The following is a 26860-nucleotide window of genomic DNA, read 5'->3' as shown; positions in this document are numbered from 1 at the left end:
TTTTTTGGAGCAACAAATGAAATAGTCCCAAGGAGTTGCAGGCGCGCTACAAGTCCTGCGCAAGCTTTGTGTTATATCGCACCCTTAAGACATGACATGATGTCGTTAAGGATAGAGCAATGATTGTTCTCGGATTGGGATCCTGCCTCATCGCAATTGCCACTTTGGCAGCCGTCGCCCTGCTCGATCAGATCGAGGCGCGCCGCGGCAGCATCGACCTTCGGGTTCTCTGAAAAACCTTTGACTGCGGCATAGTGCGGCTTTGTGAGCCGCCCTTGTTGGCAGCCTTGCTTCGCTGATGTATGGCAGGCGCCTTAACCAGCGGAAGTTCTATATGTCTGCCAGAACCGGCCTTTTCATCATTCTTGCCGTCACCTTGTGGCGCATCGTGACGCTGCATTTCGATACGACGGATTTCTTCGTCGACGAGGCGCAATACTGGTTCTGGTCGCAAAATCTCGACTTCGGCTACTATTCCAAGCCGCCGATGATCGCCTGGTTCATCCGGGCGATGACCGATATTGCCGGTTCGACCGATATTTTCTGGGTGCGGCTCTGCGGACCGATCGTTCACGCCGCCACCGCCTTCCTGCTGATGAAGCTCGCCAAGCGCGTCGTCGGACCCGAGGTCGAGGGATGGACGGGCGCCATCTATGTGACGATGCCGGCGGTTGCCCTTTCGTCGGTGTTCTTCTCCACCGACGTCGTGCTGCTGTTCTTCATGACGATCGGACTCTGGGCCTATGCCGGCCTGACGAAGAAGTCCTCGATCGGGCTGGCACTCCTGATGGGCGCTGCCTTCGGCTGCTCGTTCCTGTCGAAATACGCGATCCTCTTCGTCGTGCCCGGCGGATTGATCGCGCTGCTCTTCGTGCCTGCGGCGCGCATTGCCTGGCGCGATTTCTTTATTTCCGTCGTCACGGCGCTGATCTTCGCTTCGCCGAACCTCTGGTGGAACTTCACGCATGACGCGACCACGGTTCGCCACACCGAGGACATCGCCAAGTGGGACCAGATGAAGCTGGATTTCGCCGGCGCTGCGGAATTCTTCGCTGCGCAGTTCGGCGTCGTCGGCCCGATCATCTTCTTCGCAATGCTCTGGGCCGGATGGCGGATGATCCGGGGCCGGAGCGGAGAAACGGAAAAGCTGCTCGTCTGGTTCTCGCTGCCGGTGGTGTTCCTGATCACCCTGCAGGCATTCGTCGCCAAGGCCGAGGCCAACTGGGGCGTGACGGCGTATGTCGCCGGGACTGTGCTTGCCGTGACCGTTCTTTCACGCCTCTGGCCGAAGGGGCTCAACATCTCGCTGATCATCGGCGCTGTCGCCAGCATCCTCTTCCCGCTGGCTACGATCTTCGCGCATGAACTCGTGCTACCCGGCGGCAACGAGATCATGAAGCGCTATCTCGGCCGCGCCGAAATCAGCCGCGAAGCCGCCGCGCTTGCCAAGCAGGCAGGGACCGCGACGATCGTCACCGACAACCGCGATTTCGTCGCCGACATGTTCCACACGCTGCGCAACGAGCCGGTGAAGATCTATGCCCGGGCGCCCGTCGATCTGCCGAACAGCTATTACGAGCAGAACTTCGCCCTGCCCGCGGGTTCGCAGGAGCCGGTGCTTTTCGTCAGCCGCAATGAATTTACCTGCACCACCGGGACGGCCGAGCTGGTGAAGAGCTGGCAGCCGGCCGACGGTTATTATCGCGGCAAGGACGTCTACGCCTACAAGATGCCGGGCAGCTGCCTCGACCGGCAGCGCTAGGCAGGCGCTTGCGGGGGCAGGCAGAGACCGGTCCCCGCGCCTTCCACATCGACGAATCTCACGCCGCCTTCCTCGAAGGCGAGGCGCAGCTGTGCCTCCGTCGCACGGTGGATTTCGTGGTGCCGGCCTTCATAGTCGCGTATCGTGCTGCGTGAGACGGCGGCCTTGTCGGCAAGGTCGCTCTGCGTCCAATCGAGCAAGCCTCGGGCAGCGCGGCATAAAGCAGGCGTCAGAATTGTTTCTTTAGCGCCTTGACCCATGATTTCAAGTCACCCATATTGGTCAACATAAGCCATATATGTCATGTTTTGAACGGGAATACCAGATCGGGAGATTGCGATGCCGCACGACACACCTTTGATTTCGACAATCGTCGGAGGTCTCGTGCTGGCGTTTATCTTCGGCGCCATCGCCAACAGGCTGAAGCTGCCGCCGCTGGTGGGCTATCTGCTCGCCGGCATTCTCGTTGGGCCGCATACGCCTGGTTACGTCGCTGACCAGAATCTCGCTCCCGAGCTCGCCGAAATCGGCGTCATCCTGCTGATGTTCGGCGTCGGCCTGCATTTCTCTCTCAAGGATCTTCTCTCCGTCCGCGGCATCGCGGTGCCCGGCGCGATCGTGCAGATCGGCTTTGCGACGTTGCTTGGCTGGGGTCTCGGCTGGCTGATGGGCTGGCCGACGGGCGGCAGCCTGGTCTTCGGCCTTGCGCTGTCGGTCGCCTCGACCGTCGTGCTTCTGAAGGCTTTGCAGGAGCGGCGTCTCGTCGAGACGGAGCGCGGCAAGATCGCCGTCGGCTGGCTGATCGTCGAAGACCTTGCCATGGTGCTCGCGCTCGTTCTCATCCCGGCGGCTGCGAGCATCGGCGGCGGCGAGCATGCGACGGTCGAGCCGCTCTCGGCCGGTCTCAACCGCCTGCTCGGCCTCGATCTTGGCATCGGCGGCATCATCGGCATGACGCTGGTCAAGGTGGCGCTGTTCGTGGCGCTGATGCTGATCTTCGGCCGCAAGCTGATCCCCTGGACGATGCATCGCATCGCCCATACCGGTTCTCGCGAACTGTTCCGCCTCGGCGTTCTCGCCATCGCGCTCGGCGTTGCCTTCGGCGCCTCGAAGATGTTCGGCGTTTCGCTGGCGCTCGGTGCCTTCTTCGCCGGCATGGTTCTGGCCGAAAGCGAGCTCAGCCACCGCGCCGCCCAGGAAAGCCTGCCGCTGCGCGATGCCTTCGCGGTTCTCTTCTTCGTTTCGGTCGGCATGCTGTTCGACCCGAACATTCTGATCGAGAAGCCGCTGCCGGTTCTTGCCACTGTCTTCATCATCGTCATCGGCAAGTCGGTCGCAGCGCTGCTGATCGTGCTGCTGTTCAGGAAATCGGTGGGCACGGCGCTGACGATTTCGGCGAGCCTTGGTCAGATCGGCGAATTCTCCTTCATCCTCGCCGCCCTAGGCGTCGATCTCGGCCTGTTGCCGGAAGAAGGACGCGACCTCATCCTCGCCGGTGCGATCATCTCGATCATCCTCAACCCGGCGCTGTTTTATCTCTGCGATCGCATCAAGCCCCTCCTGGAGCGCCCGAAGCGCGAGGAGCCAGCGGCAGAGGCAGCGGAGTCCCCAGAGTCCGCCCCCGTCGAGCCTATCCAGCCGGAGGAGGACGACATCCAGCCGACGTCCCTGTCCGGCCATGTCATCCTCGTCGGCTATGGCCGCGTGGGCAGCATCGTCGGGCAGAACCTGAAATCGTCAGGCACGCCGTTCCTCGTCATCGAAGATTCCGAAAAGCGCATCGAAGAGCTCTCGGCCCAGGGCGTCGAGACGGTGCTCGGCAATGCCGCGGCGCGAGAGGTGCTCGATCTCGCCAATCTCAACGGCGCCCGCAGCCTGGTCATCGCCATTCCGAATGCCTTTGAGGCATGCCACGTGGCGGAGCTCGGCCGTACGGTCAACCCCTCGATCCTGATCGTCGCGCGGGCGCATTCGGATGCCGAGGTGGAAGAACTCAAGCAATATGGCGCCGATACCGTGATCATGGGCGAGCGAGAAATCGCCATGGGGATGGTTGACCGGCTCGCTCAAGTGCATCATGACAGACCAGCCTATGAAGATGGGCCGGAGACTGATACAATTCCGCCCGCGGCCACAGAGCCGCCGGAGAAAGAATGACGGGTTTTTGCGCTTTTGAGCCGGTTTGAGAGCGAGATCGCAGGACATGACGAGGGAATGCCGGATGCGCGCCGCCTGAGCGCCCGCATCGCCGTTTCCCTCTTGCTTGCCGTCTTCGCCTATCTCGGCCTGCTTTTCGGCGGCAACCTCGTTCTTGGCCCCGACTCCCAGAGCAATAATGCGCTGAGCGCGCCCGGCAAGGAAAGCCAGCCGCTGCAGCTGACGGCGCGTGAAGCCGTGCGCGGGCTGCTTGCCACCGAGCGCAAGATCGCGCCGAAACAGACACTGCACGATTCCGATGCCGCGGCACTGCCGCTTCTTGCGCATCTCGCATTCGCCGAATGGCCGGCACCTGCGCCCGCAGGCATCGCCGATACGGTCATCCGGCCTGCCGCCCCGGCGGCCCATCAGCCCCGCGCACCGCCGGTCGCCTGATTTTCCGCGCCCCTGACGGGCGCCTCCAGAACTGCAGAGACACAGCCAGCGCCTTGCGCCGGCCTACTTTTATTCAAGGAACTGAAAGAATGCGCAATTCACCATGGCTGGTGTTCACCTATTCGGTGATCATCGTGCTCGGCATTATCATCGCGCTGCCGAACATGCTCTCGCAGAGCACCCTCGACAAGCTGCCCGCCTGGCTGCCGCACAGCCAGGTTTCCCTCGGTCTCGACCTTCGCGGCGGCTCGCACCTCGTGCTCGAAGTCGATGAAGCGGACCTGACCAAGGAACGTCTCCAGACGCTGCTGCAGGACGCCCGCCGCGTTCTGCGCGAAAAGAACATCCAGACCAAGTCTATCGTTCTCAACAACAACCAGATCGTCGTGACCCCGGTTGATCCGGCGCAGAGCAGCGAAGCCATCACCCAGCTGCAGACGCTCGGCAACCCGATCAGCACCGGTCTCAGCGCCGGCCAGTCCGACCTCTCGGTCACGGCAAATGGCGGCAACGTCATCGTCGCCTTCTCGCCGGCCGGTCTTGCGAGCCACGTCGACTCCGCCGTCCAGCAGAGCCTTGAAGTCATTCGTCAGCGCGTCGACCAGGTCGGCGTTGCCGAACCGACGATCCAGCGTATCGGCGCCAACCGCGTTCTCGTGCAGCTGCCGGGCGCCCAGGATCCGTCGCGCCTGCGCCAGCTGCTCGGCTCGACCGCCAAGATGTCGTTCCACATGCTTGCCCCGAACAACCAGCCGGGTCCTGGCGTGACCATGCTGAAGGACGATCAGGGCAACACCTATCCGGTGCTCGACCGTGTCGAAATCTCCGGCGACCGCCTCTCGGATGCCCGCGTCGGCTTCGATCCGAACACGCATGAGCCGATCGTCAGCTTCCGCTTCGACAGCGCCGGCGCGACCCGCTTCGCAGACATCACCCGCCAGAATGTCGGCAATCCCTTCGCCATCGTTCTCGACGACAAGGTGCTGAGCGCGCCTGTCATCCGCGAGCCGATCACCGGTGGTTCGGGCCAGATCTCCGGCAGCTTCTCGCCGGATACGGCAACGACGCTCGCCGCCATGCTGCGCGCCGGCGCCCTGCCCGCCAAGCTGACCGTCATCGAAGAACGCACCGTCGGTGCCGACCTTGGCGCAGACGCGATCCGCATGGGTATCTATTCGGGTATCGTCGGCTTCGTTCTCGTCGCCCTCTTCATCTTCGTGCTCTACGGCACCTGGGGCTTCCTCGCGAACTTCGCCCTGCTGATCCACACGATCCTGACCTTCTCGGCCCTGACCCTTGTCGGCGCGACGCTGACGCTGCCGGGTATCGCGGGTGTCGTTCTCGGTATCGGTCTTGCGGTCGACGCGAACGTTCTCATCAACGAGCGCATTCGTGAAGAAACGCGCAAGGGCAAGAGCGCCTTTGCCGCTATCGATACCGGCTTCCGCCGTGCCTACTCGACGATTATCGACGGCAACATGACGGCGCTTATCGCTGCCGCCATCCTGTTCTGGTTCGGCTCCGGCCCGGTCCGCGGCTTCGCGGTCACCATGGCACTCGGCCTGATCATCTCGATGTTCACCTCGGTCGCCTTCGTTCGCGTCACGATGATCGAGATCACCCGCCGCCGTAAGCTCAAGGTTCTGAACATCAAGCCGCTGCTGCCGATGATGTTCAACCCCTACGGCCGCCACATCCAGTTCATGAAGGCACGCTTCTTCGGCGTCACGGTCTCGGCCCTGCTGTCGATCGCATCGGTCGTGCTCTTCATCCATCCGGGCCTCAACTACGGCGTCGACTTCCGTGGTGGTATCCAGATGTCGGTCAAGACGACCGAAGCTGCTGATCTCGGCAAGTTCCGTGAAGGCCTGAACAGCCTCGGCCTCGGCGAAGTCTCGCTGCAGTCCTATGGCGACAACAACACCATGGCGGTGCGTGCGCAGCGCCAGGAAGGTGGCGAAGAGGCACAGACGGCAGCCGTCGAAAAGCTGAAGGCCGAGATCGTCAAGATCGATCCGTCGGCAACCGTCACCGGCACCGACGTCATCGGCCCGAAGGTCTCCGGCGAACTTGCGTGGGCAGGTATCCTGTCCGTCGTCATCGCCAGCCTGGCGATGCTCGCCTATATCTGGGCACGCTTCGAATGGCCATTCGCTGTCGGCGCCATCGTGACGCTCGTCCTCGACGTCACCAAGGCGATCGGCTTCTTCGCGCTGACCGGCCTCGACTTCAACCTGACGGCTATCGCGGCGATCCTGACGCTGGTCGGCTACTCGGTGAACGACAAGGTCGTCGTCTATGACCGCATGCGTGAAAACATGCGCCTCTACAAGTCGATGCCGTTGCGCGAAATCATCGACCGCTCGATCAACGAGACGCTGGCACGAAGCCTCTACACCAACGCCACCGCATTCCTCGCCCTGCTTCCTATGGCGATCTGGGGCGGTAGCGCGGTCGAGAGCTTCGCGATCCCGATGGTCTTCGGCATCCTCGTTGCCGGTGCTTCGTCGATCTTCATCGCAGCGCCGATCCTGCTCTTCCTCGGCGACTGGCGCCGCCGCCATGCCAAGCCGGCAGCGGATGCGAAGCCCGAAGCAGAGATCATTCCGCCGGACGCTGTGGAGCCGCGCAAATCGATCGGCTAAAAACCGGTTGTTAACAAAAGCTTGAGGCGGGCGCCGGTTGCAGAACCGGCGCCCTCTTTTTATGGTAGCCCTGAGGTCGAGGGGAGATACCGCCATGTCATCCAGCACGACGCCGCAGGAGACGAACACTACCGAGGAGCGCATCCGCCGCTTCCTCGCAGTCGCATCGCACGACCTGCAGTCGCCGCTCCGTCATATCGCCATGTATTCGGAAATCCTGCTTGAGGATCTCGAAGGCAGGATCAGCGCCGACGAAAAGCAGAGCCTGACGACCATTCTCGACAAGGTGCAGACGGCACAGCGGCTGACCAAGGCGCTGATGACCTTTGCCGCCGGAACGCCGCAGGTGGCCCCGCGAGAACGTCAATCTCAACGCTGCTGTGCAAACGGCATGGGATGAGGCGATTGCCGAGGTTCCCGGTACCGATGCGACCCTAGTCCACGGGGAACTGCCGGAACTGCGCACCGACGGCGCGCTGCTGACCGCGGTGCTGAGGCAGCTATTCGCGAATGCGGTTTTTCATGGCGACAGGGATGCCCTGCGGGTGGAGGTAACGGCGGCCCAGGATGGGTCGGCGCTGGTCATCGCCATTGCGGACAATGGACACGGCATCGATCCTGATCATCAGGGGCGCATCTTCGAAGCCTTCTGGAAATTGCCGAAGCCAGGCCGCATTGCGGGTCCGGGGCTCGGGCTGTCGATCTCGCGCGAGCTGATCACTGCTATGGGCGGAACACTCGATCTCGCAAGCTCATCCGAGAATGGCAGCCGGTTCGAAATCCGCCTGCCCGCCTGAAATCGTCAGATATTGTAGTCGTCCTTCCAGAAGTCGGGGACGTCGTAGGTCACGTATTCGCGGATGATGTATTGCAGCGTGCGCGCGTCCATCTCGTCCTTGCCGATGCGGAAATCGACGCCATAATCCGGAAACTGCTGGAAATAGCCGTCGGAAATATCCGTCGAGATGACGCCGATCGGGCCGGTATAGCCGATGCCGCGCAATTCCGGCACCGTCTCGCGGAAATCGGCATTCGGCAGCAGGCGGTTGTCGAGCAGGATCAGGTCGAACTTGACGCTCTTCATCTTGTCGACGGCATCGCCCACCGACTGGGCATATTCGACATCGACCGCCGGCTCCGACAGGCTGCCGATCTTCTTCTTCAGCGAGCGGAACTCGATGAACTCGTCGTCCACGAACAGGACCTTGACGGTCCCCGCGGCTCTGGCCTCGGCTGTCATCTGATCTCCTCCGGTCACGAAACGAGCCCGTTTCTCAGCGCTATCGCAACCATATGAACGCGATTGACCGCATCGAGTTTCCGCACCGCAGCGGTGATATGCGAATTCACCGTATGCTCCGAGAGGCCAAGAATGATGGCGATCTCGGCAGAGGTCTTGCCTTCGCTCGTCCACTTGACGATCTCGGCCTCGCGCTGCGTCAGACGTCCAGTCATTTCCTGGGTCAAGATTTCCTCGTACAGCTTGTCGAAGATGCGCATGACATCGAGGAGGACATCGGCGATCTCGCTCTGGTCCGGCTCCTGGCGAATGCCGCTGAGCACCAGACAGTAGCGGCGGCCCTCGGGCGTGAAGAGCGGGATGAAGAGGAAAGTGTTGCCGTTGAACTCGTTGAACACCAGATCGGCGGGATAGCCTTCCAGCTGAGCGCTCTTGCCGAAGACCGGCGTCGTCAGGAACTGCGCGGACTTGGCCTTGATCGTTCCCAGCGCTTCCTTGAGCGTCTGGATGAACAGGCTGGCGCGGCGCTCGGCGATATTGGTGATGACGATTTCGCGCTCGCCGAACGGGGCGGCGGCTTCGGAAATCTTCGCCAATGCGAAATTGTCGAAGTGATAATGGTGCGCCGCCGCCTTAAACAGGCGGAAGAAATCGGTGCGGTTGATGGCCCGGTTCAGCTCGGGCCCAGTATGAAAAGGAACAGCCGCTGCGTTGGTCATTCCGGCAACCTTACCTCGAAGCCTTCACAAGTCACCCCACCTCATCCCGAAATCTTGGGATATACGTCCTAAACGCGAACAGTTAGAAAAATTTCCGAGACAGTTGATGAGGATAAAGGAACAGGGACCTCCAATATCCTGAGGCATAAACGCTCATCGATTTCTCAACCGCAAGTGATGCAAAGGCCAGATGTACTGAAATCGTAGTCTTACCTAGGTATCGCATTTTTCGTTATTCTTGATCTCTCGAATAGCGGAAAAAGTGCCGGAAGTAAGCGCGGGAGGGCCGATAGATCCGTTCAGCTAAGGGGTTGGCTGAAGTTCGTGGCGGCGAACAAGGGTCGGTCGGCTCTCTCAGCGCTCAAATCACTCCTCTTCCCATTGGTTGTATCTTGAGACGCTGAAACGGCCTTGTCAATCGGCCTTTCCGTGCGCGCCAGGAGCGTTCCGAGCGCCGGTTCCATGCTGCTCAACCGAGCGGAATATCTTCAGGATTCAAAGGCTTCAGGAAAAACACATGAGCGCCGGCTGCCAGCGAACGCTGGCGGTCTTCTTCCGCATCCGAGCCGCTGCAGACACCCAGCCTGATGCCTGCGAATCGCGGATCCTGACTGATCTGCCGGATCAAAAGCAGCCCGCCATCGAGCGGCATATAGAGATCTGCGATCAGCAGATCGGGCATCGGCTCGCCTTTTCCATGGCGCGCTTCCAGCATTTCCCACGCCTCCTGCGGCTGGGAAAAGGTGACGAGATCCGCCTTCAGCACGTTCTTGCGGCGCATGTAGTCGAGATAGAAAAGATCATCCTTGCTATCGTCGATGTAGAATATCAAAGGCATAGCTGCTCGATCCGATCATCGGCGGGCCTCGCTTCACTGACCCGAAACATGACACTAGATATGTTTCGCTAACAATCGCTATCAATCCTGTGAAAATCGTCAGTAGAACACGATCGCAACCCTGCGTTTCCTATTGAGTATTCGCTGAATTCGGAAAAGATGGCACGAACTCAGGAGGACAGGGCGCGTGTGGGCTGAAGCCGCTGGCAAATCGCGGGACGACGAGCGGAAGAAGAAGCGCTATCGGGCGACAGCACTGACCGTCAGCAGCTTGATCGGGCTGCTCGGCATCGCCGCGGTTGCCGGCTGGTTGCTCGAGGTCGAGGTGATCGTCTCGGTGGTGCCGGACTTTCCGGCGATGGCCTTCAACACGGCGCTCTGCTTCATCCTCTCCGGCTTCGCGCTCGCCGGCTCGGTCTCGACCAGGCGGCGCTTCAATATCGCGGCCTCGGTGTTTGCCGCCGGCGTCATTGCGATCACGCTGATCCGCTTCAGCGAAATCATCGCACTCGGACGAACCTCACATCTCGTCGACCGGTTGCTCACCAATCTTCTGGTTTCCCAGGAATTTTCCGACCTGATCGGCGGCGGCATGGGGCCAAATACGGCGCTGATCTTCCTGATCGGCAATGTCGCGCTGTTTGCGACGCTGAACTGGAAGGACGAGCGGGCGCCGCTCGTCCAGGAACTGACGAGCTATGTGGCGATCACGCTCGGGATGATCGCCTTTGCCGCCTATATCACCAGCGCCGAGCATGGCTACCGGTGGGGACCCTATGCGGCGATGGCGCTGCATACGTCGATCGGCATGATGGTGTTCGGCGGCGGGTTGCTGGCGAGCGCCTGGTGGCGGCAGCCGCAAGGCGGCGCCAGCGTGCCGCTCTGGATCCCGGGCGTCATCTGCTTCACCGGCCTGCTCGCCGACCTCTATACGCCGCTCGGCGTTGCCAACGGCATTCTCTATGTCCCCCTGGTGCTGACGGCGCTCTGGTTCGGCAATCGCAAGGCACCGCTGTTCTTCGCCTTCGTCTGCACCATCCTGATCCTGCTCGGCTTCTTTGCCGTCAGCCACCCGGACGACATTTTGTGGCAGGAAATCGCCAATCGCACGGTCACCATCGCGATGCTGTGGCTGATCGCCTATCTGGTGCATCACTACATGCGCAACAGCGCGAGCCTGGAGACCGAGCGCATCCGCTTCAGCTCGCTGGTGCGCAACACGCCGGATGCCGTCATCACCATGGACGAGCGCGGGGTGATCTCGAGCTTCAATCCGGCGGCGGAACAGATGTTCGGCTATACGCCGGCCGAAGCGCTGGGCAAGAATATCAAGATGCTGATGCCGGAGCCCTATCACTCCGAGCATGACGGTTATCTCAGCCGCTACCGGCAGACCGGCGAGGAACGGATCATCGGCACGACCCGCATGGTCTCCGGCCGGCGCAAGAATGGCGCTGCCTTTCCGCTCGATCTCTCCGTCAGCGTCGTGCCGACCGGTGGTTCGCGCACCTTTGTCGGCATCGTGCGCGATATCAGCGAGCGCATTCGCCAGGAGGAACGGTTGAAGACCATGGTCGGCCAGCTCGAGGCCTATACGGCCGATCTGGAGCGCAGCAACCAGGATCTCGACGAATTCGCCTATATCGCCTCGCATGACCTGAAGGAGCCGCTGCGTGGGCTGCACAATCACTCCCGCTTCCTGCTCGAAGACTATGAGCAGCAGCTGGACGAGGATGGCGTGCGGCGTCTGAACCGCCTCGTTCGCCTCAGTCAGCGGATGGAGAAGCTCGTCAACGACCTGCTCTATTTCTCCCGCATCGGCCGCCAGCAGCTGGCGGTGAAGCGCACCGACATCAACCTCGTGGTCAAGGATGTCGTCGGCACGCTCGAAGTGTTCCTGGAGGAGCGCAATGCGCAGGTGACGACGGATGGGGAACTTCCCGAGGTGGTCTGCGACGCGACGCGGCTGACCGAGGTGTTCCGCAACCTCGTGACCAACGCCGTCAAATACAACGACAAGGCCGAGCCGCTGGTGACGATCGGCTATCTCGACCATTACCATGGCAAGGACGGCTCGGAGGCGAGCGACGTGTTCTTTGTCCGGGACAATGGCAAGGGCATCGCACCGGAATTCTACGAAGACATTTTCCGCATTTTCAAACGCCTGGAAAAATCGCAGGATTCGGATGATGGGACCGGAGCCGGTCTGACCTTCGTGCGCAAGATCATTGCCCGCCACAATGGCGAGATCTGGCTCGAATCCGAGCTCGGGACAGGCACGACATTCTATTTTACGCTGGGAAGCAAACGAGAGGACCAGAATGCAGCCGCGTGACATGCAGCCGATCCTGATTGTCGAGGACAGCGAGGACGACTTCGAGGCGACGATGCGCGCCTTCAAGCGCACCAACCTGCGAAACCCCATCCGCTGGGCCGCATCCGGCCAGGAAGCGCTCGACGCGCTGGCGGAGATGAACCCGCGCCCCGGCCTGGTTTTACTCGACCTGAACATGCCGGGTCTCGATGGGCGCAAGACGCTTGAGGCCATCAAGTCCAATGCGCATTGGCGCAAGATCCCGGTCGTGATCCTGACGACATCCGACGACGAGCGCGATATCGAGGGCTGCTATGCGCTCGGCGCCAATACCTACGTGCAGAAGCCGGTGGATCTGGACGGGCTCTTCGCCGCCATCCAGCGGCTGAAGGAATACTGGTTCGAAATTGCCATCCTGCCGCACGAGGACTGACATTGGCGGAAGACTGCCCGGTACTGATCATCGACGACAATATCGACGACCGTGAGGTCTACCGGCGGATGCTCTCGCGCGTCGCCGGGATGAACTACATCGTCTCGGAAGCCGAAACCGGCGATCAGGGCATCAAGCTCGCCGAGAGCAAGCGGCCGAGCTGCATCCTGCTCGACTATTCTCTGCCCGGCCGCGACGGCCTCGGCGTGCTGGCGGAAATCCTCAAGCGCGACCCGACAGCCAATGTCATCATGCTGACCGGCCAGGGCAACGAGACCGTTGCCGTCGAGGTGATGAAGAACGGCGCCCGCGACTATCTGACGAAGGATTCGCTCTCGCCTGAATCGCTACATCGCTGCATTCAGAGCGCCGTCATGCATGGCGCGCTGGAGATGAAGCTGGAGCAGAAGCGCCAGTCGCTGGAGATCTTCACCCGTGCCATGGCGCATGACCTGAAGGAGCCGCTGCGGACCATCAAGTCGTTCAGCAAGATCCTGCATGGCTCTGCAGCGCTTCCGACGGAAGATCGCGAACTGCTCGACTACATCCTGAGCGCCGCCGACCATATGGAAGACCTGATCGTCAAGGTTTCCGGCTTCACCAAGCTGGAGGTCTCCGGTGATCTGGAGATGAAGCCGGTGTCGATCGCCGCGGTGCTCGACCAGGTCGAGGACAACCTGCACCAGCAGATGGAAAGCCGCCAGGCGACGATCGTGCGCGGCGAGCTGCCGGAGGTGATGGGCGACGGGACGCTGCTGATCCAGGTGATGCAGAACCTGATCTCCAACGCCATCCGCTATTGCGAGGATCAGCGGCCCGAAGTGCGGGTAACCGCCGAGGCGGCCGATGGCGGGCTCTGCCGTCTGCTCGTCAGCGACAATGGCCCCGGCATCGATCCCGAGCATCGCGAACTGATCTTCCAGCCTTTCAAGCGGCTGGTCGGACGCGGGATCGAGGGAACTGGGCTTGGCCTTGCGATCTGCCGGCGTATCGCCCAGCTGCATGGCGGGGCGATCTGGTGCGAGGCAAAGATCGGGCGTGGGGCGACCTTCGTGCTCGAACTGCCGCTGGCGCGGAGCATGCCTGCCACAGCTGCCCGCGGTGCCGAGGCACAGGCGGCACGCGTCTCCGAGCAGAGCGCCGATACCGGTGGGCGGCTTGCCGAGGTTCTGCTCGTCGAGGATAGCCCGGCCGATATCCAGCTTCTGAAGCTAAAGCTGATGCGGCGCGAAAAGGTGAGCTTCAACCTGCATGTGGCGACGAACGGGCGCGAGGCGATGCGGCTTCTGGAGGATCGGGCGGGCAACGTTTCGCAGCCGCCGATGGACCTGATGCTGCTCGATATCAACATGCCGATCATGGACGGTTTCGAGGTACTGAACGCGCTTTCGGCGGACGCGCGCTTCAAGGAAATACCGGTCTGCATCCTGAGCACATCGAGCGACGAAGGCGACATGCAGAGGGCCAAAGACCTCGGCGCTCTCGCCTATATGATCAAGCCGCCGACGCTCCAGCAGTTGGAGCAGGCGCTCGAAGGCGTCGACAGTTTGGAATTGCAGCCGCGCGGTGATGCCCTAGTTCTTTGTGCAGAACAATCGAGGCAATCTCCAACGGCACTGGTATGACTTTAGTATCCGCATTAGTTCTGGCGCTTCTCGCCACTCCCCAACAATACGGACTGCTTTCGATGATTTCTGGCATACATCACATCACCGCCATCACCCGCAAAGTGCAGGCGAATGTGGATTTCTATGCCGGTTTCCTCGGTATGCGGCTCGTCAAGCAGACCGCAGGTTTCGAGGACGAAACCCAGCTGCATCTCTTCTATGGCGATGGCGAGGGCACGCCCGGCTCGCTGCTGACCTTCCTTGCCTGGGAAGACGGCTCACAGGGACGCGCCGGCTTCGGCCAGATCAGCGAGATCGCGCTGGCGATCGACCCAACGAGCATCGGCTACTGGCTGACGCGGGCCATGAGCTTCGGCATCCGCATGGAAGGGCCGGCCGATGAATTCGGCGAGCCGGTACTGCGCTTCAAGGACCCTGACAACATCATTCTGAAGCTTGCCGGAAACAGAGAGCTCAAGAGCGCGGCGGCCTGGACGGACGGACCGGTTCCGGTCGAGCACGCGGTACAGCGCGTGCGCGGCGCGACAATGCTGACCGAGACGCCCGATGCCAGCCGCGCCTTCATCGAGAGCCATTTCGGCTATCGCTTCCAGGAAAACAAGGGCGCCATCGACCGCCTGGTTTCGGATTCCGGCGATGTCATCGATGTTCGCAACGCGAAGGGTTTCTGGTCGGGGGCGCCGGGCACCGGTGCGATCGATCACGTGGCTTTCCGCGCGGCGGACGAAGCCGAGCTGACATCCGTTCATGACGCGCTTGCCAGGTCGACGGACTCGGCGACTAACATGCATGACCGGAAGTATTTCAAGTCGCTCTATGTGCGCGAACCTGGTGGCACGCTGATCGAGCTTGCGACCGACAAGCCCGGCATGACGATCGATGAGCCGGCACCGACTCTCGGCACCAAGCTGTTCCTGCCGCCGAAGGATTCGATCAAGGACCTGAAGGACCTCAAGGTCATCCTGCCGCAATTCTCGATGCCGGGCGAACCGCGCGTGAATTACCGCGAACTGCCCTTCGTGCACCGCTTCTACACGCCGCCGGATCCGGATGGCAGCGTCTTCGTGCTGCTGCACGGGTCGGGCGGTAACGAGACGACGCTGATGCCGCTGTTGCACAAGGTTGCCCCGCGAGCGACGCTGCTTGGCGTGCGCGGCCGCGCCACCGAGGAAGGCTTCCCGCGCTGGTACAAGCGCATCACACCCTTCTCCTTCGATCAGGACGACATCAAGAACGAGGCGGAAGCCTTCGCGGCGTTCATCGATGGCGCCGTCAAATCCTACGGGCTCGACCCGAAGAAGATCGTCTATGTCGGCTATTCCAACGGCGCGAACCTTCTGAACTCGCTGATCTACCTGCACCCCTCGCTCATTCACAAAGCGGTGCTGCTGCGCTCCATGCCCGTCTTGACCAACTATCCGCATGCCGACCTGAAGGGCACCGACCTGCTCGTCATCAGCGGCAAAACAGACGCCTATGGCAAATATGCGAGCGAGCTGGAAGGGCGGCTGAAGACCTCGGGCGCGACGGTCGATTCGGACGTTATCCCCGGCGGGCACGATCTCGGCGACGCCGACGTGCCGATTATCCAGCAATGGCTGCTCAGAGAAAACCAGTGACGGCACCGCGCGGAAAGACTGTCCGCGCCGCCGCTTGTTCTTGGTTTTGAACTTGCGCTTGAAGTTAATCCGGCAGCAACCGGTGTTTTAGAACTTTGCGGCAGGCAGGATGCAAATAGCTGAAGTCACCGGTTTCAGCGCACAACCTTCTATTGTGCAGCGCAAATCAGCCAGTGAGCATCGGAAAAACAATCATCAAAGAAAAATAAATATATCTCTATCGGATTCACATATATTTTTGCGACATAAAACCGATATTACAGAGATTATATCGATGCTGAGATTACCTTAAATACCAATCGACTTATAAATTTCACGTTGATCACAAATTATTACAAATATTCGGAAGATCAATTTACATAATTCACGAATAAAATTCATTCGCCTATAAATTACCTCATTCTTTCCGTTTCTTCTGCGCTTGTTCTATTTTGCTGCATTGCAAAAATTTCTTGCCGAACCTCTGTGTCCGACCTATCTTGCCCCGGACATCGATCGCAGAAGGGGAAATTGAATGCCTCCTCGGCCCGTTGACATCAGCCTGATTATCTCATCGAGAAATCGGGCGAGTGGCCTGTTGAACTGCCTGGATGCGATTGCAAATGCCGCCCGTCTGTCGGGCGATTTGCAGTTGGAGCTCGTCTTCGTCGATAACGGATCGACGGACGATACGTCGGAAGTATTCCGCCGCTGGGCCGCGGTCGCGCCCCTGCATACCAATCTCATCTACGAGACGCTGCCGGGGCTCGCCAATGCCCGCAATTCCGGCATCGCCGCGGCCGCCGGACGGCTTCTTGCGTTTACCGACGACGATTGCGAAGTGCTGCCCGACTATTTCACCGTGATCGCCGGTCTGTTTGCGGCCGACCAGGGCATCGTCATGCGCGGCGGCCGGGTGGAGCTCGGCGATGTCCGCGATCTGCCTGTCACGATCAAGACCGAGCGCGAACCGGCAGTGCTGACGAACGAACTCCATGCCGGTGGCTTCATCCATGGCTGTAACATGGTGTTTCCGCGCGCCCTCGTCGATCAGGTCGGCCAGTTCGATCCGCGCTTCGGCGCCGGAGCGACGTTCCGCTCGGGCGAGGACACCGATTACATCCACCGCGCCTTCAATGCCGGCATTCGCGTCGAATATGTTCCGGATCTCGTGGTCAAGCATTTCCATGGCCGCCGAAAGATCGAGGATATCCACCGCCTGCACGCAGGCTATGCCTTCGGCAACGGCGCGCTCTACGCCAAATATCTGTTCGACAAGCGCTCGAACATGCGCGGCATGCTGCGCTGGGATATCCGCCAGGCATTCCGCGAGGCGATCGGCGGCCAGCCGATGAGCAAGGAGATGGGCCTCACCTATCGCCGCCAGCTCAGGGACAATCTGACCGGCATGCTCGCCTATTGGCGCAGCACGCGCGGCAAGACCCCGGCCGCAGCCCGCACCTGAAACAGATCCAAAGGCCGCCCGCGAGCGGCTGCAATCGATAGGACGCCGAATGGCAGAACATGCAGTTGCGCACGCCGACCTGAAAAAGAAGACGGCCCTTTCCGTCCTCTGGTCGGTGGTCCGCGTGGCCTGGAGCACGATCGCGACCTTCGTGATCTTCGTGATCCTGGCGCGCATTCTCGGCCCCGGCGATTTCGGTACCTTTGCGCTTGCCAGCCTCTTCGTCGAGATCGGTCGCGTGCTTGCCTATGCCGGGCTTGGCGATGCCATCACCCGGCAGCTCGATCTCGATGAGGAGCTGGCCGACACCTGCTTCTGGGCGACCGTCGCCTTCAGCGCCATCGTGGCGGCGATCGTCTTCGTCTTCGCACCCTATTATGGCGAGCTCGTTCGCGACGAATCCGTATCCGGCATCCTGCGCTGGCTGGCGCCGCTGCTGCCGGTCTCCTCGCTTGCTGTCATCCACAATGCGCGCCTTGCCCGGGAGTTCGGTCACAAGAACCTTGCGGCGCAGAGCATTGCCGCCAGCCTTCTCTCCGGCATCACCGCGGTCGTCTGCGCCTATCTCGGCTGGGGCATCTGGGCATTGGTGGCGCAGACCGCCGTCAACGCCGCGGTCACCGTCGTTCTCGGCTGGGTCGCCTATCCCTGGATGCCGCGCCTGCGCTTCAACGTCGAGAAGTTCCGCTCGGTCTTCCTGTTCAGCGTCAGCCTGGTCGTGACGCAGCTGATGTGGATGCTGCTGGCGCGCGTGCAGGACATCTTCATTTCGCGCTGGTACGGCGCCGTCGAAGTCGGCCGCTACCGCATCGCCTGGCGGCTCATCGAGCTAATCGGTCAGGCCGTCTTGGCGCCGATCGGCAGCGTTTCGCTGGTGACGCTCTCGCGCCTGCAGAACGACCGCGTCGCCTTCCGCAACGCCTATAACAAGATTGTCGGCGCCGCGGCGCTCGGCACCATTCCGCTGCTCTTCGGCTTCGGCGCCCTGTCGAACGACATGATCGCCCTGCTCTTCGGCGACAAGTGGGGCAATGCCGGCGATATTGCCACCGTGCTGGTGCTGATGTCGGTGCCGTTCGTGACGAACTTCTTCGCCTCCTCGGCGCTCTCAGCCGTCAACCGCGCGGAATCGATCCTTTCGGTCGCCGCCCTGCAGTTTGCCGCGACGCTGCTGCTGACGTGGCTGCTGGTGCCATACGGCATTCTCGCCGTTGCGGCCGGTTACGTCCTGCGCGCCTGGCTGACGATGCCCTATCAGCAATATGTGCTGCATCGCTATGCCGGCATCGACTCGCTCGGCACCTTCAAGGCCGTGGCGTTGCCCTTCTGCGGTGCCGCCGTGATGGCCGTCTGCGTCTGGTTCGCGCACCCCGTCATTGCCGCCCATATCCAGAGCCGCTGGCTGGTGCTCGGGTTCAGCATCGGCCTTGGCGCCGTCATCTATCTCGCCTTCCTGCCGGTCTTCGGCAGATCCGCAATCCGCCCCTATATCGCGCTCGGCAAGTCATTGCTGCCGTTCGGGAAGCGGGCAGAGGCCTAGCCGCCGGGGCTGGGCCAGACTCTTCAACAGGAGCCACTGTATGCAGGAAACCAACATTACGATCATCAACCGCCTTCAGGGTTTGATCGCAAATTGCCTTTCCGATCTTGTCGATCCGGCCGAGCGCTTCGCGCTGCTCGATTTCCCGAACCACTACAATATCGGCGACAGCGCCATCTGGCTGGGGGAACTTGCCTATTTCGACCGCCGCAAGACGCGGCCGGCCTATGTGACGGAAATCCCGACCTATAACGATGAGCGCATGCTGGCGGCGATCGGCGATGGCCGCATCTTCCTGCACGGCGGCGGCAATTTCGGCGATATCTGGGCCGGCTACCGGCAGTTCCGCGAGGACATGCTGACGAAGTACAAGGGCCGGCCGATCGTGCAGATGCCGCAGACGATCCACTTCAGGGAGCAGGCTGGTATCGACAGCACGGCCCGCGCCATCGAGAAGCACGGCAATTTCACGCTTCTGGTGCGCGACCACAAGAGCTTCGAATTCGCCAAGCGCTGGTTCCAGTGCGATGTTCGCCTTTGCCCCGACATGGCCTTCTGCATCGGTCCGGTCTCGCGCCCTGCTCCGCAGCACGAACTGCTGCTCAACCTGCGTGAAGACCAGGAAGTCGGCGCGCCGCAGGATCTGACCGCCGCCACCAGCCGCCCGGGCACGGTGAAATCCGACTGGCCTGATGAGCCCGCCGATTTCCAGCGTCATACGAAGCACACGGCGATCCTGAAGGGGCTGATGTCCGGCCGCATCGGCGGACGCGCGAAAATGACCGAGCTTGCCTATCGCGAGCGGGCGCAACAGCGCTTCGACCGCGGCGTCGCCCTGCTCAGCTCCGCGCGGCAGGTCATCACAGACCGCATGCACGGCCATATCATGTGCGTGCTTCTCGGCGCCGACCATTGCGTGCTCGACAACAGCTACGGCAAGACCAGCAGCTTCATCGAGGCCTGGGGCACCTGCAACAATGCTGAGAAGGCAGCGATCGCTGCAACGGTCGACGAAGCGCTCGGCATCCTCGACGCGCGGCGCATGCAGCCGGCAGCCGTCGCCTGACGATCAGCCTCGCCGGGCGATCATGATCCCGGCGAGCACCACCAGACCGCCGAGCGCCTGCATCGGGCCGATCGCCTCGTTGAGCAGCACCCAGGCGAGAATGGCCGCGACGACGGGCTGCAGCAGCAGCGTCAGCGAAGAGAAGGCGGCCGGCAGATAGGCGAGCGCGAAGGCGATCGCCACCTGGCCGCTGGCATGGCTGACGAAGGCGAGACCGAAAACGATCGCCCAGCCATAGGCCGTCGGCGGCAGCATCTGCGGCTCGAAGAAGAAGCCGAGCGGGAAGACGCAGACGGCGGCCGATGCCGTGCTCCAGAGCATGATGCGAACCGTATCGAAGCGGCTGCGCAGCTGGCCGATCGCCAGGATATAACCGGCATAGAAGACAGCAGCGATGATCGCGACGCCATCGCCGCGCAGATCGCCATTGCCGAAGGCAGACGGGCCGCCCTTCAGGACGATGACGCCGACAAGCGCCAGCGCCAGACCCATCACGAAGATGCGGGAAACCGGCGCGCGGAAGAAGATGAAGCCGATGACGGTGACGAAGACGGGCGCCAGGTTTGCGAGCAGCGTCGCATTGGCGACCGAGGTCATGGTGATCGACAGGTGCCAGGCGGCAAGATCGGCCGCCAGGATCACGCCCGGCAGGATCAGCATTGCGTAATCGGAAAGCTTTTCCGGCTTCGGGCCGCTGTCCTTCTTGATCAGCGAGAAGATGAAGATCGGGATCAGCGCCAGCGCCACGCGCCAGAAAGCCGTCGCCATCGGCCCGACTTCCGAGAGCCGCACGAAGATCGGCGAGCCGCCGATCGCGGCACCGCCAAGAATGAGCGCGGTCAGGGCAAAACGCTGGGAGGGAGCGGTTTCAACGGAGGGGGCTGCGGCCTGCGACATGATCTTCTATGCTTTCAGGGCGGCTAGGATTGAGGTGCCAGCCCTGAGGCGGATTATCAGATCGCCATGTCGAGGGATAGCGCAGGAACGACACCCCCGAAACAAAAGCTCAGCCGGTGACCACGGAGGAGAATTCCGGGTTGCCGCGGATCGTATTGCTGACGGTGCAGATTTCGTCTTCGGCGAGATGGGCGATCTTCTGGCGGGTCTCGTCGTCGATATCGCCCTTGATCGAGAAGGCGATGTTGAACTTCTGGACGCGCGACAGGCCTTCGGGCGCCTTCTCGCCCGTCACGTCGGCGGTTATCTCGGTGATCTTGTCGAGAATGCCGAGATTGCTGGCGGCGATGCGGGCGCTGAGCACCAGGCAGGCCGAGAGCGAGGAATAGAGAAGATCGAGCGGGTTGAAGCCCGGCTGCGACGGGCTGGTGACGATGTCGATCTCGCCCTTGGTCGCCGATGTGACATGCGGGAAACCGGTGCGGCCGAGAACGGCCTTGGCACCTGTGGGTCTGGGTCTTGCTTTGAGATCGGCCATGCCGCGACACTCCATTTGATATGAGATTGAGATAGTGAGTTTGGCAGCGGGAAGCAACGAAACGGCTTCTCTCAAATCCGGAGACGTGCGCATTTGAATGCTGTATCAGGCAGCACATGAAGAAAAAACAGATCGCGATCATCGGGGGTGGCCCGGCGGGCCTGATGGCGGCGGAAACGCTGGCCGGTTCCGGGCATGCGATCACCATCTACGATGCGATGCCGACGCTGGCGCGCAAGTTCCTGCTGGCGGGAAAATCCGGGCTGAACATCACGCATTCCGAAGACTATGAGCGGTTTGCGGCGCGCTTCGGCGGCGCTTCGGCGCGGCTTCGCCCGGCGCTCGATCAGTTGACGCCTGCGGATATCCGCGAATGGGCCGCCGCGCTCGGCACCGAAACCTTCGTCGGCTCCTCCGGTCGCGTCTTCCCCACAGTGATGAAGGCCTCGCCGCTGCTCCGCGCCTGGATCGCCCGGTTGGAGAGCCAAGGCGTTGCGATCGCCAAACGCCATCGTTGGACCGGCTTCGACGGCAACGCCTATGTGTTCGAAACGCCCGAGGGCAGCAAGACCATAGAAGCCGATGCCGCCCTCTTAGCCCTCGGTGGCGCCAGCTGGCCAAAGCTCGGCTCCAACGCCGCCTGGGTGCCCTGGCTGCGCCACAGGGGTGTCGAGATCGCACCCTTCCGCCCGGCCAATTGCGGCTTCGATGTCGACTGGAGCGCGATCTTCCGGGATCGCTTCGCCGGTGCGCCGCTGAAGGCAGTGACGGCGACATCCGCGGCTGGCACCCTCCCCGGCGAATTCGTCATCTCGCGCCACGGCATCGAGGGCAGCCTCGTCTACGCGCATGCGGCTGCGCTTCGCGATGAGCTTGACGGCAAGGGAACAGCATCCCTCATCGTCGACCTGGCGCCGGGACGGCCGCTCGAGCGCATCGCGGCCGATCTTGCCCGGCAGGACAGGAAGGCCAGTCTCTCGAACCGCCTGCGCAAGGGAGCTGGTCTCGATGCGGTGAAGGCTGCGCTGGTTCGCGAACTTGCGCAGCAGGACGCCTTGCAGGATCCGCAGCGGCTTGCCGGGCAGATCAAGGCGCTGCCCATCCCGCTGACGGCAACCCGCCCGATCGCCGAAGCCATCTCATCGGCCGGCGGCATTTCGTTCGATGCGATCGACGACGGCTATATGCTAAAGGCCCTGCCCGGCCTGTTTGCCGCGGGCGAGATGCTGAACTGGGAAGCGCCGACCGGCGGCTATCTGTTGACCGCCTGTATGGCGACCGGAAAGGCTGCAGCCGCTGGCATGCGGGCCTGGCTGGAGAAAACCGCCTAGCCGGCCTTGTGCCGTATACCCCTGATACGGTTGACGACTTCGGCCAGGAAGACACCGAACAGCGCCCCCATGCTCTTCGTCGCCGCATCCTCGAAATGCGCGTGGCGCGTCGGGGACAGGAACTGCAGCGTCTCCAGCGCAAAGGCACCGATGACCAGCAGCACGGCACAGAGCACGATACGGCGCGGATAGCCGGTGACGAAGAGAATACCCATCACCATGAACGCCATGGCCCTGTCGACATCGACATCGATGATGTCGTGCGGCCGGTATTCGATGGGGCAGACGGTAACGAAGATGACGGCCGCCAGCGACAGCCAGGCGGCCACTCTTACCAGAAACAGCTTGTTCATGGGCCGAAAGCCTAGGCGGATGGCGAACGGGCGCAATTCAGCCAAAAGTACAAAATGGGCTAATCCGCGCGCTGCTAGGCGGTGCGATCAAACAGTCAGCGTTTATTGATTTGATGAGAAAGAAGAGTGGTGCCCAGACGCGGATTTGAACCACGGACACGCGGATTTTCAATCCGCTGCTCTACCAACTGAGCTATCTGGGCATTCCTGCTTCGGCCTGCATTCCTTCCAAGAAGGAACCGGAGGGTTTGGTGTGCCCCGGAAGCGAGCGGGGTTATAGCATCTTGTCGGGACATGGCAAGCGTCAAATGACAGTTTTTTGCCAGTTGTCGAATTTTTACAAATTAACGAGCAAAATGAATGAGTTCGCTCGCAAAAATCTGTGGCTATTCCTCGTCCTCGTAACCGGCCTTCTTCTCATCCTCGGCAACGGGGATGGCATAGGAGCCCGTCAGCCAGCGCGAGAGATCAACCTCGCGGCAGCGGTTCGAGCAGAACGGATAGTGTTCGCGATGCGATGGCTTGCCGCATTCCGGGCAGGGACGCGTCTTGCGCAGCGGTTCGACCTTGGCGGTCGGTTTCTTTTCGTCTTCGGACATGAGGATGTCTCCTCCGGGCTTAGCCCTCGGGCCACCGGCTGTGCACGTCGAAGCCTTCGCCAGTCAGCAAGAGGATGGTTTCATAGAGCGGCAGGCCCACGACATTGGTGTAGGAGCCAACCATTTTCTGCACGAAGCTACCCGCCAGGCCCTGGATGCCGTAGGCACCGGCCTTGCCGCGCCATTGGCCGGAGGCGAGATAGCTTTCGATCTCGAAACCGGAGAGGCGCTTGAAGCGCACCTTGGTCTCGACGATCTTCTGACGGACCTTGCGATCCGGGGTTACCAGGCAGACGCCGGTATAGACCCAGTGGCTGCGGCCGGAAAGCAGATGCAGCGAGGCAGAGGCCTCATCCGCAAATTCGGCCTTGCCGAGGATGCGGCGGCCGACGGCCACGACCGTATCGGCCGCCAGAATGTAGCTGCCCTTCCAGGCCATGTCGCCCTTGATCGCAGCGAGCGCGGCTTCCGCCTTTTCAGTGGAAAGCCGGCGCGCCAGCGAGCGGGGATGTTCCGATTTCTTCGGCGTCTCGTCGATATCCATCGGCATCAGCCGCGACGGTTCGATCCCTGCCTGATTGAGCAGGTCGACGCGGCGCGGCGAACCGGAAGCCAGGATGAGCTTGTATGTGAGCGCCATGGAACCTCGACCGGAAAGGAAGCCTCGAGGGCTTGCGGCCCAAGCTTACTTGAAACGGTAGGTAATACGGCCCTTGGTAAGGTCGTACGGGGTCATTTCCACAAGAACCTTGTCGCCAGCCAGAACGCGAATGCGGTTCTTGCGCATGCGGCCGGCGGTGTGGGCGATGATTTCGTGATCGTTCTCAAGCTTCACGCGGAAGGTCGCGTTCGGCAGAAGTTCGGTCACGATACCCGGAAATTCAAGGACTTCTTCTTTAGGCATATAAGGCTTTTCTTCCTGTCGGTTGAGATGGCGGACCTGGGCCGCCTCAAAATTTGCGCGGAAACTACACAATCAAGGGTCATTTGTGAACCTAATTGATTGGGCTTTCTTCCTTTTGTTCACGCGGACTGCGCGGCGATGCCACTTCGCCTGAGTAGCCGGCTCTCGATCAGCGCCGATATGTGATCCCGTACCTCTCTATAGGCATCGAGAATCTGGTCGCGACTACCGGTTTCGCCGGTCGGATCCATGGTCGGCCAATACACCACTTCAACGGCGTTGGCGCGCGTCAGTTCCAGAGCGGCATGATGGGCCTGCGGCGACAGCGTGATGATGAGATCGAAATAATCGTCTTCGAGCTCGTCCAGCGTCTTCGGCAGGTGGCGGCCGAGCGAAAGGCCAATTTCCTCCAGCACAACATCGACGAAAGGATCGCGCTCACCGGCGCGAACGCCTGCAGAGCGTATATAGGTATTGGAGGGCAAAATGCTGCGGGCGATCGCTTCGGCCATCGGCGAGCGGATGGCATTCATGCCGCACATGAAGAGGATCGCGCCCGGCGCCTTGCCTTCAGCGGTGAGCGGAGCGGGCTCCATCCCGGTCATCCGCGCCAGTAGAGCACGCAGACCAGCGTGAAGATGCGGCGCGCCGTGTCGAAATCGACGTCGATCTTGCCCTTCAGCCTGTCCTTCAGGGTCTGCGAGCCCTCGTTGTGGATGCCGCGGCGGCCCATGTCGATCGCTTCGATACGGCTGGGAGAGGCAGAACGGATCGCCTCGTAATAGCTCTCGCAGATCATGAAGTAGTCCTTCACGATGCGGCGGAACGGCGTCAGCGACAGGATATGAGTCGCGACATCGCCGCCCTCCTCCGTCTTGATGACGAAGACCAGCTTGCTGTCGACAAGCGAGATGTTGAGCTTGTACGGCCCGCCCGGGTGACCGGCAGGCTCAAAGGTGTTTTCCTCGATCAGATCGAAGATCGCGACGGCGCGCTCGTGTTCGACATCGGGCGTCGAACGGCCGATCGTGTCGTCGAGGACGACATCAGAAAGCCGGAAGTCGCCCTTCGCCATGCCTCACCTTTCGAGATTGAGGCGGATCGCGACCGATCGCGCGTGGGCATCAAGGCCTTCGGAAACCGCAAGCGCGATCGCCGCCGGGCCGAGTTCGCGCAGCTGCTGCGGGCCGAGGCGCAGGATCGAGGTGCGCTTGACGAAATCGAGCACTCCAAGGCCGGACGAAAAGCGCGCCGACCGCGCCGTCGGCAGAACGTGGTTCGAGCCGCCGACATAGTCACCGATCACTTCAGGCGTATGCGCGCCGATAAAGATCGCGCCGGCATTGCGGATGCCATCGAGCAGCGCATCCGGATCGGCGGTGGCAAGCTCCAGATGCTCCGGCGCGATGCGGTTTGCGAGCGGGATGGCGTCCTTCAGATCCTTGACGAGGATGATCGCGCCGAAATCGCGCCAGCTAGCGGCTGCGGTATCGGCACGGTTCAGCGTTTTCAGCTGGCGCTCGACGGCGGCTTCGACAGCCTTGGCGAATTCCGCATCATCGGTGGCGAGGATCGCCTGCGAGCTTGCGTCATGTTCGGCCTGGGCCAGGAGATCGGCGGCGATCCAGTCCGGATTGTTGTCCTTGTCGGCGATGACGAGAACTTCCGAGGGACCGGCGATCATGTCGATGCCGACGGTACCGAAGACATGGCGCTTGGCGGCAGCGACATAGGCATTGCCGGGGCCGGTGATCTTGGCTACCGGGGCGATCGTTTCGGTACCATAGGCGAGCGCCGCAATCGCCTGCGCGCCGCCGACACGGTAGATTTCCGAAACGCCTGCGAGCTTGGCGGCAGCCAGAACGGCCGGATTGACCACGCCGCCGGTCGCCGGAACGGCGATGACGATGCGATCGACACCCGCAACCTTGGCCGGAACGGCATTCATCAGCACGGAGCTCGGATAGCTCGCCGTGCCGCCGGGCACGTAGAGACCGACGGCTTCGATCGCCGTCCAACGCGAGCCGAGGCCGACACCCATCGCATCCTCGTAGATATCGTCCTTGGGCAGCTGGCGGCGGTGATGGGATTCGATGCGGACGGCGGCGACCTTCAGCGCGCCGAGCACTTCGGCCGGCACAGCCTCGACGGCAGCGTCGATCTCGGCTTCGGTGACGCGCATCGGCACCTTGGCAAAATCGATGCTGTCGAATTTCTTGGAATATTCGGCAAGTGCGACGTCGCCGCGGGCGCGGACATCATCGATGATGGCGCGGACGGCGATGTTGACGTCTTCGGAGACTTCGCGCTTGGTCGTCAGGAACGCGGCAAAACGCTGCTCAAAACCTTCGGATGCCTGATCAAGCCAGATTGCCACGCTCAATTCCCTTCCAAACCA

Annotated in this window: 25 protein-coding genes, 1 tRNA gene and 1 pseudogene; 13 read left to right on the top strand and 14 right to left on the bottom strand. The window is 61.7% G+C overall.

From position 1 onward, the window contains the following. Positions 1-334 precede the first annotated feature (334 nt). Entirely contained in the window at positions 335-1762 is a 1428-nt protein-coding gene (locus ABIE40_RS02855; protein WP_112713348.1) for an ArnT family glycosyltransferase, read from the top strand. Here the strand turns inward: ABIE40_RS02855 and ABIE40_RS02850 are convergent. Beyond that, entirely contained in the window at positions 1759-2022 is a 264-nt protein-coding gene (locus ABIE40_RS02850; protein ID WP_112713350.1) for a helix-turn-helix transcriptional regulator, read from the bottom strand. The two genes, ABIE40_RS02855 and ABIE40_RS02850, sit on opposite strands and share 4 nt — an antisense overlap. A gap of 79 nt (positions 2023-2101) precedes the next feature. Here ABIE40_RS02850 and ybaL point away from each other — a divergent pair, with 79 nt between their 5' ends. From ybaL to ABIE40_RS02830, 4 genes and pseudogenes are all read left to right on the top strand, one after another. Next, positions 2102-3919 carry a YbaL family putative K(+) efflux transporter gene (ybaL, locus tag ABIE40_RS02845; RefSeq protein ID WP_130279062.1) on the top strand — a complete coding sequence of 606 codons (1818 nt, stop codon included), beginning with the start codon at positions 2102-2104 and terminating at the stop codon, positions 3917-3919. Positions 3920-3976: 57 nt separating this feature from the next. Further along, positions 3977-4354 (top strand): hypothetical protein, encoded by a 378-nt coding sequence (locus ABIE40_RS02840; RefSeq protein WP_112713354.1) that lies wholly within the window; start codon positions 3977-3979, stop codon positions 4352-4354. Between the two features lie 89 nt (positions 4355-4443). Beyond that, positions 4444-6999, top strand: coding sequence for a protein translocase subunit SecD (gene secD / locus ABIE40_RS02835; protein WP_199626181.1), 2556 nt, complete (start codon positions 4444-4446; stop codon positions 6997-6999). 94 nt (positions 7000-7093) lie between these two features. Continuing rightward, a pseudogene (locus ABIE40_RS02830) lies at positions 7094-7796 on the top strand (sensor histidine kinase). Positions 7797-7801: 5 nt separating this feature from the next. Here the strand turns inward: ABIE40_RS02830 and ABIE40_RS02825 are convergent. The 3 genes from ABIE40_RS02825 to ABIE40_RS02815 form a co-directional block, all read right to left on the bottom strand. Continuing rightward, on the bottom strand, positions 7802-8239 hold the full coding sequence (locus ABIE40_RS02825; protein ID WP_112713360.1) for a response regulator: 438 nt from the start codon (positions 8237-8239) through the stop codon (positions 7802-7804). A 14-nt stretch (positions 8240-8253) separates the two neighbouring features. Beyond that, the gene (locus ABIE40_RS02820) at positions 8254-8958 is read right to left on the bottom strand and encodes a response regulator transcription factor (RefSeq protein WP_112713362.1); all 705 of its coding nucleotides are present in this window, start codon (positions 8956-8958) and stop codon (positions 8254-8256) included. A gap of 469 nt (positions 8959-9427) precedes the next feature. Continuing rightward, a complete protein-coding gene (locus tag ABIE40_RS02815; protein ID WP_199626179.1) occupies positions 9428-9796 on the bottom strand; it encodes a response regulator in 369 nt (122 codons plus the stop codon). A 187-nt stretch (positions 9797-9983) separates the two neighbouring features. Here ABIE40_RS02815 and ABIE40_RS02810 point away from each other — a divergent pair, with 187 nt between their 5' ends. The 7 genes from ABIE40_RS02810 (at position 9984) to ABIE40_RS02780 (ending at position 19840) form a co-directional block, all read left to right on the top strand. Further along, positions 9984-12131: a PAS domain S-box protein gene (locus tag ABIE40_RS02810; RefSeq protein WP_354540956.1), complete on the top strand. Its 2148-nt coding sequence runs from the start codon at positions 9984-9986 to the stop codon at positions 12129-12131. Beyond that, positions 12118-12543, top strand: a complete 426-nt coding sequence (locus tag ABIE40_RS02805; RefSeq protein WP_112713368.1) for a response regulator — start codon at positions 12118-12120, stop codon at positions 12541-12543. Before ABIE40_RS02810 ends, ABIE40_RS02805 begins: the two co-directional genes overlap by 14 nt. A 2-nt stretch (positions 12544-12545) precedes the next feature. After that, positions 12546-14168, top strand: a complete 1623-nt coding sequence (locus ABIE40_RS02800; protein ID WP_199626178.1) for a response regulator — start codon at positions 12546-12548, stop codon at positions 14166-14168. Positions 14169-14230: 62 nt separating this feature from the next. Continuing rightward, positions 14231-15790, top strand: coding sequence for a VOC family protein (locus tag ABIE40_RS02795; RefSeq protein ID WP_502944772.1), 1560 nt, complete (start codon positions 14231-14233; stop codon positions 15788-15790). A gap of 514 nt (positions 15791-16304) precedes the next feature. Further along, positions 16305-17234, top strand: coding sequence for a glycosyltransferase family 2 protein (locus ABIE40_RS02790; protein ID WP_199626176.1), 930 nt, complete (start codon positions 16305-16307; stop codon positions 17232-17234). A gap of 49 nt (positions 17235-17283) precedes the next feature. Next, entirely contained in the window at positions 17284-18774 is a 1491-nt protein-coding gene (locus ABIE40_RS02785) for a lipopolysaccharide biosynthesis protein (RefSeq protein ID WP_199626175.1), read from the top strand. A 40-nt stretch (positions 18775-18814) separates the two neighbouring features. Then, positions 18815-19840 carry a polysaccharide pyruvyl transferase family protein gene (locus tag ABIE40_RS02780; protein ID WP_130279071.1) on the top strand — a complete coding sequence of 342 codons (1026 nt, stop codon included), beginning with the start codon at positions 18815-18817 and terminating at the stop codon, positions 19838-19840. Positions 19841-19843: 3 nt separating this feature from the next. Here ABIE40_RS02780 and ABIE40_RS02775 read toward each other — a convergent pair whose 3' ends face one another. Together ABIE40_RS02775 and ABIE40_RS02770 are read right to left on the bottom strand one after the other, a co-directional pair. Further along, on the bottom strand, positions 19844-20737 hold the full coding sequence (locus tag ABIE40_RS02775) for a DMT family transporter (protein WP_130279072.1): 894 nt from the start codon (positions 20735-20737) through the stop codon (positions 19844-19846). A 109-nt stretch (positions 20738-20846) separates the two neighbouring features. Beyond that, the gene (locus tag ABIE40_RS02770; protein WP_130279073.1) at positions 20847-21275 is read right to left on the bottom strand and encodes an OsmC family protein; all 429 of its coding nucleotides are present in this window, start codon (positions 21273-21275) and stop codon (positions 20847-20849) included. A 116-nt stretch (positions 21276-21391) separates the two neighbouring features. Here ABIE40_RS02770 and ABIE40_RS02765 point away from each other — a divergent pair, with 116 nt between their 5' ends. After that, positions 21392-22606, top strand: coding sequence for a TIGR03862 family flavoprotein (locus ABIE40_RS02765; RefSeq protein ID WP_199626174.1), 1215 nt, complete (start codon positions 21392-21394; stop codon positions 22604-22606). Here ABIE40_RS02765 and ABIE40_RS02760 read toward each other — a convergent pair. The 8 genes from ABIE40_RS02760 to hisD form a co-directional block, all read right to left on the bottom strand. After that, the gene (locus ABIE40_RS02760) at positions 22603-22959 is read right to left on the bottom strand and encodes a VanZ family protein (RefSeq protein ID WP_199626173.1); all 357 of its coding nucleotides are present in this window, start codon (positions 22957-22959) and stop codon (positions 22603-22605) included. The two genes, ABIE40_RS02765 and ABIE40_RS02760, sit on opposite strands and share 4 nt — an antisense overlap. A gap of 127 nt (positions 22960-23086) precedes the next feature. After that, positions 23087-23162, bottom strand: a tRNA-Phe gene (locus ABIE40_RS02755). A gap of 183 nt (positions 23163-23345) precedes the next feature. Next, entirely contained in the window at positions 23346-23558 is a 213-nt protein-coding gene (yacG, locus tag ABIE40_RS02750; protein ID WP_112713388.1) for a DNA gyrase inhibitor YacG, read from the bottom strand. Between the two features lie 19 nt (positions 23559-23577). Further along, a complete protein-coding gene (locus ABIE40_RS02745) occupies positions 23578-24198 on the bottom strand; it encodes a Maf-like protein (RefSeq protein ID WP_112713390.1) in 621 nt (206 codons plus the stop codon). A 45-nt stretch (positions 24199-24243) separates the two neighbouring features. After that, positions 24244-24462 (bottom strand): translation initiation factor IF-1, encoded by a 219-nt coding sequence (gene infA, locus ABIE40_RS02740; protein ID WP_112713392.1) that lies wholly within the window; start codon positions 24460-24462, stop codon positions 24244-24246. Positions 24463-24581: 119 nt separating this feature from the next. Next, a complete protein-coding gene (locus ABIE40_RS02735; protein WP_502944771.1) occupies positions 24582-25067 on the bottom strand; it encodes an arsenate-mycothiol transferase ArsC in 486 nt (161 codons plus the stop codon). Continuing rightward, a complete protein-coding gene (locus ABIE40_RS02730; RefSeq protein WP_112713396.1) occupies positions 25064-25537 on the bottom strand; it encodes a UPF0262 family protein in 474 nt (157 codons plus the stop codon). The genes ABIE40_RS02735 and ABIE40_RS02730 overlap by 4 nt, the downstream gene beginning before the upstream one ends. 3 nt (positions 25538-25540) lie before the next feature. Continuing rightward, entirely contained in the window at positions 25541-26839 is a 1299-nt protein-coding gene (gene hisD, locus ABIE40_RS02725) for a histidinol dehydrogenase (RefSeq protein WP_199626171.1), read from the bottom strand. Between the last annotated feature and the right edge of the window lie 21 nt (positions 26840-26860).

The sequence above is a fragment of the Rhizobium sp. OAE497 genome (genome assembly GCF_040546565.1).
Classification (GTDB): Bacteria; Pseudomonadota; Alphaproteobacteria; order Rhizobiales; family Rhizobiaceae; genus Rhizobium.
Note: the sequence above shows the minus strand (reverse complement) of the source record. Positions and strands in the feature narration are given on the sequence as shown.

Bases quoted from the DNA above. Each gene is read 5' to 3' on its own strand.
- ABIE40_RS02855 (WP_112713348.1), top strand. From the start codon at position 335: ATGTCTGCCAGAACCGGCCTTTTCATCATTCTTGCCGTCACCTTGTGG.
- ABIE40_RS02850 (WP_112713350.1), bottom strand. From the start codon at position 2,022: ATGGGTCAAGGCGCTAAAGAAACAATTCTGACGCCTGCTTTATGCCGC.
- ybaL (WP_130279062.1), top strand. From the start codon at position 2,102: ATGCCGCACGACACACCTTTGATTTCGACAATCGTCGGAGGTCTCGTG.
- ABIE40_RS02840 (WP_112713354.1), top strand. From the start codon at position 3,977: ATGCCGGATGCGCGCCGCCTGAGCGCCCGCATCGCCGTTTCCCTCTTG.
- secD (WP_199626181.1), top strand. From the start codon at position 4,444: ATGCGCAATTCACCATGGCTGGTGTTCACCTATTCGGTGATCATCGTG.
- ABIE40_RS02825 (WP_112713360.1), bottom strand. From the start codon at position 8,239: ATGACAGCCGAGGCCAGAGCCGCGGGGACCGTCAAGGTCCTGTTCGTG.
- ABIE40_RS02820 (WP_112713362.1), bottom strand. From the start codon at position 8,958: ATGACCAACGCAGCGGCTGTTCCTTTTCATACTGGGCCCGAGCTGAAC.
- ABIE40_RS02815 (WP_199626179.1), bottom strand. From the start codon at position 9,796: ATGCCTTTGATATTCTACATCGACGATAGCAAGGATGATCTTTTCTAT.
- ABIE40_RS02805 (WP_112713368.1), top strand. From the start codon at position 12,118: ATGCAGCCGCGTGACATGCAGCCGATCCTGATTGTCGAGGACAGCGAG.
- ABIE40_RS02795 (WP_502944772.1), top strand. From the start codon at position 14,231: ATGATTTCTGGCATACATCACATCACCGCCATCACCCGCAAAGTGCAG.
- ABIE40_RS02790 (WP_199626176.1), top strand. From the start codon at position 16,305: ATGCCTCCTCGGCCCGTTGACATCAGCCTGATTATCTCATCGAGAAAT.
- ABIE40_RS02785 (WP_199626175.1), top strand. From the start codon at position 17,284: ATGGCAGAACATGCAGTTGCGCACGCCGACCTGAAAAAGAAGACGGCC.
- ABIE40_RS02780 (WP_130279071.1), top strand. From the start codon at position 18,815: ATGCAGGAAACCAACATTACGATCATCAACCGCCTTCAGGGTTTGATC.
- ABIE40_RS02775 (WP_130279072.1), bottom strand. From the start codon at position 20,737: ATGTCGCAGGCCGCAGCCCCCTCCGTTGAAACCGCTCCCTCCCAGCGT.
- ABIE40_RS02770 (WP_130279073.1), bottom strand. From the start codon at position 21,275: ATGGCCGATCTCAAAGCAAGACCCAGACCCACAGGTGCCAAGGCCGTT.
- ABIE40_RS02765 (WP_199626174.1), top strand. From the start codon at position 21,392: ATGAAGAAAAAACAGATCGCGATCATCGGGGGTGGCCCGGCGGGCCTG.
- ABIE40_RS02760 (WP_199626173.1), bottom strand. From the start codon at position 22,959: ATGAACAAGCTGTTTCTGGTAAGAGTGGCCGCCTGGCTGTCGCTGGCG.
- yacG (WP_112713388.1), bottom strand. From the start codon at position 23,558: ATGTCCGAAGACGAAAAGAAACCGACCGCCAAGGTCGAACCGCTGCGC.
- ABIE40_RS02745 (WP_112713390.1), bottom strand. From the start codon at position 24,198: ATGGCGCTCACATACAAGCTCATCCTGGCTTCCGGTTCGCCGCGCCGC.
- infA (WP_112713392.1), bottom strand. From the start codon at position 24,462: ATGCCTAAAGAAGAAGTCCTTGAATTTCCGGGTATCGTGACCGAACTT.
- ABIE40_RS02735 (WP_502944771.1), bottom strand. From the start codon at position 25,067: ATGACCGGGATGGAGCCCGCTCCGCTCACCGCTGAAGGCAAGGCGCCG.
- ABIE40_RS02730 (WP_112713396.1), bottom strand. From the start codon at position 25,537: ATGGCGAAGGGCGACTTCCGGCTTTCTGATGTCGTCCTCGACGACACG.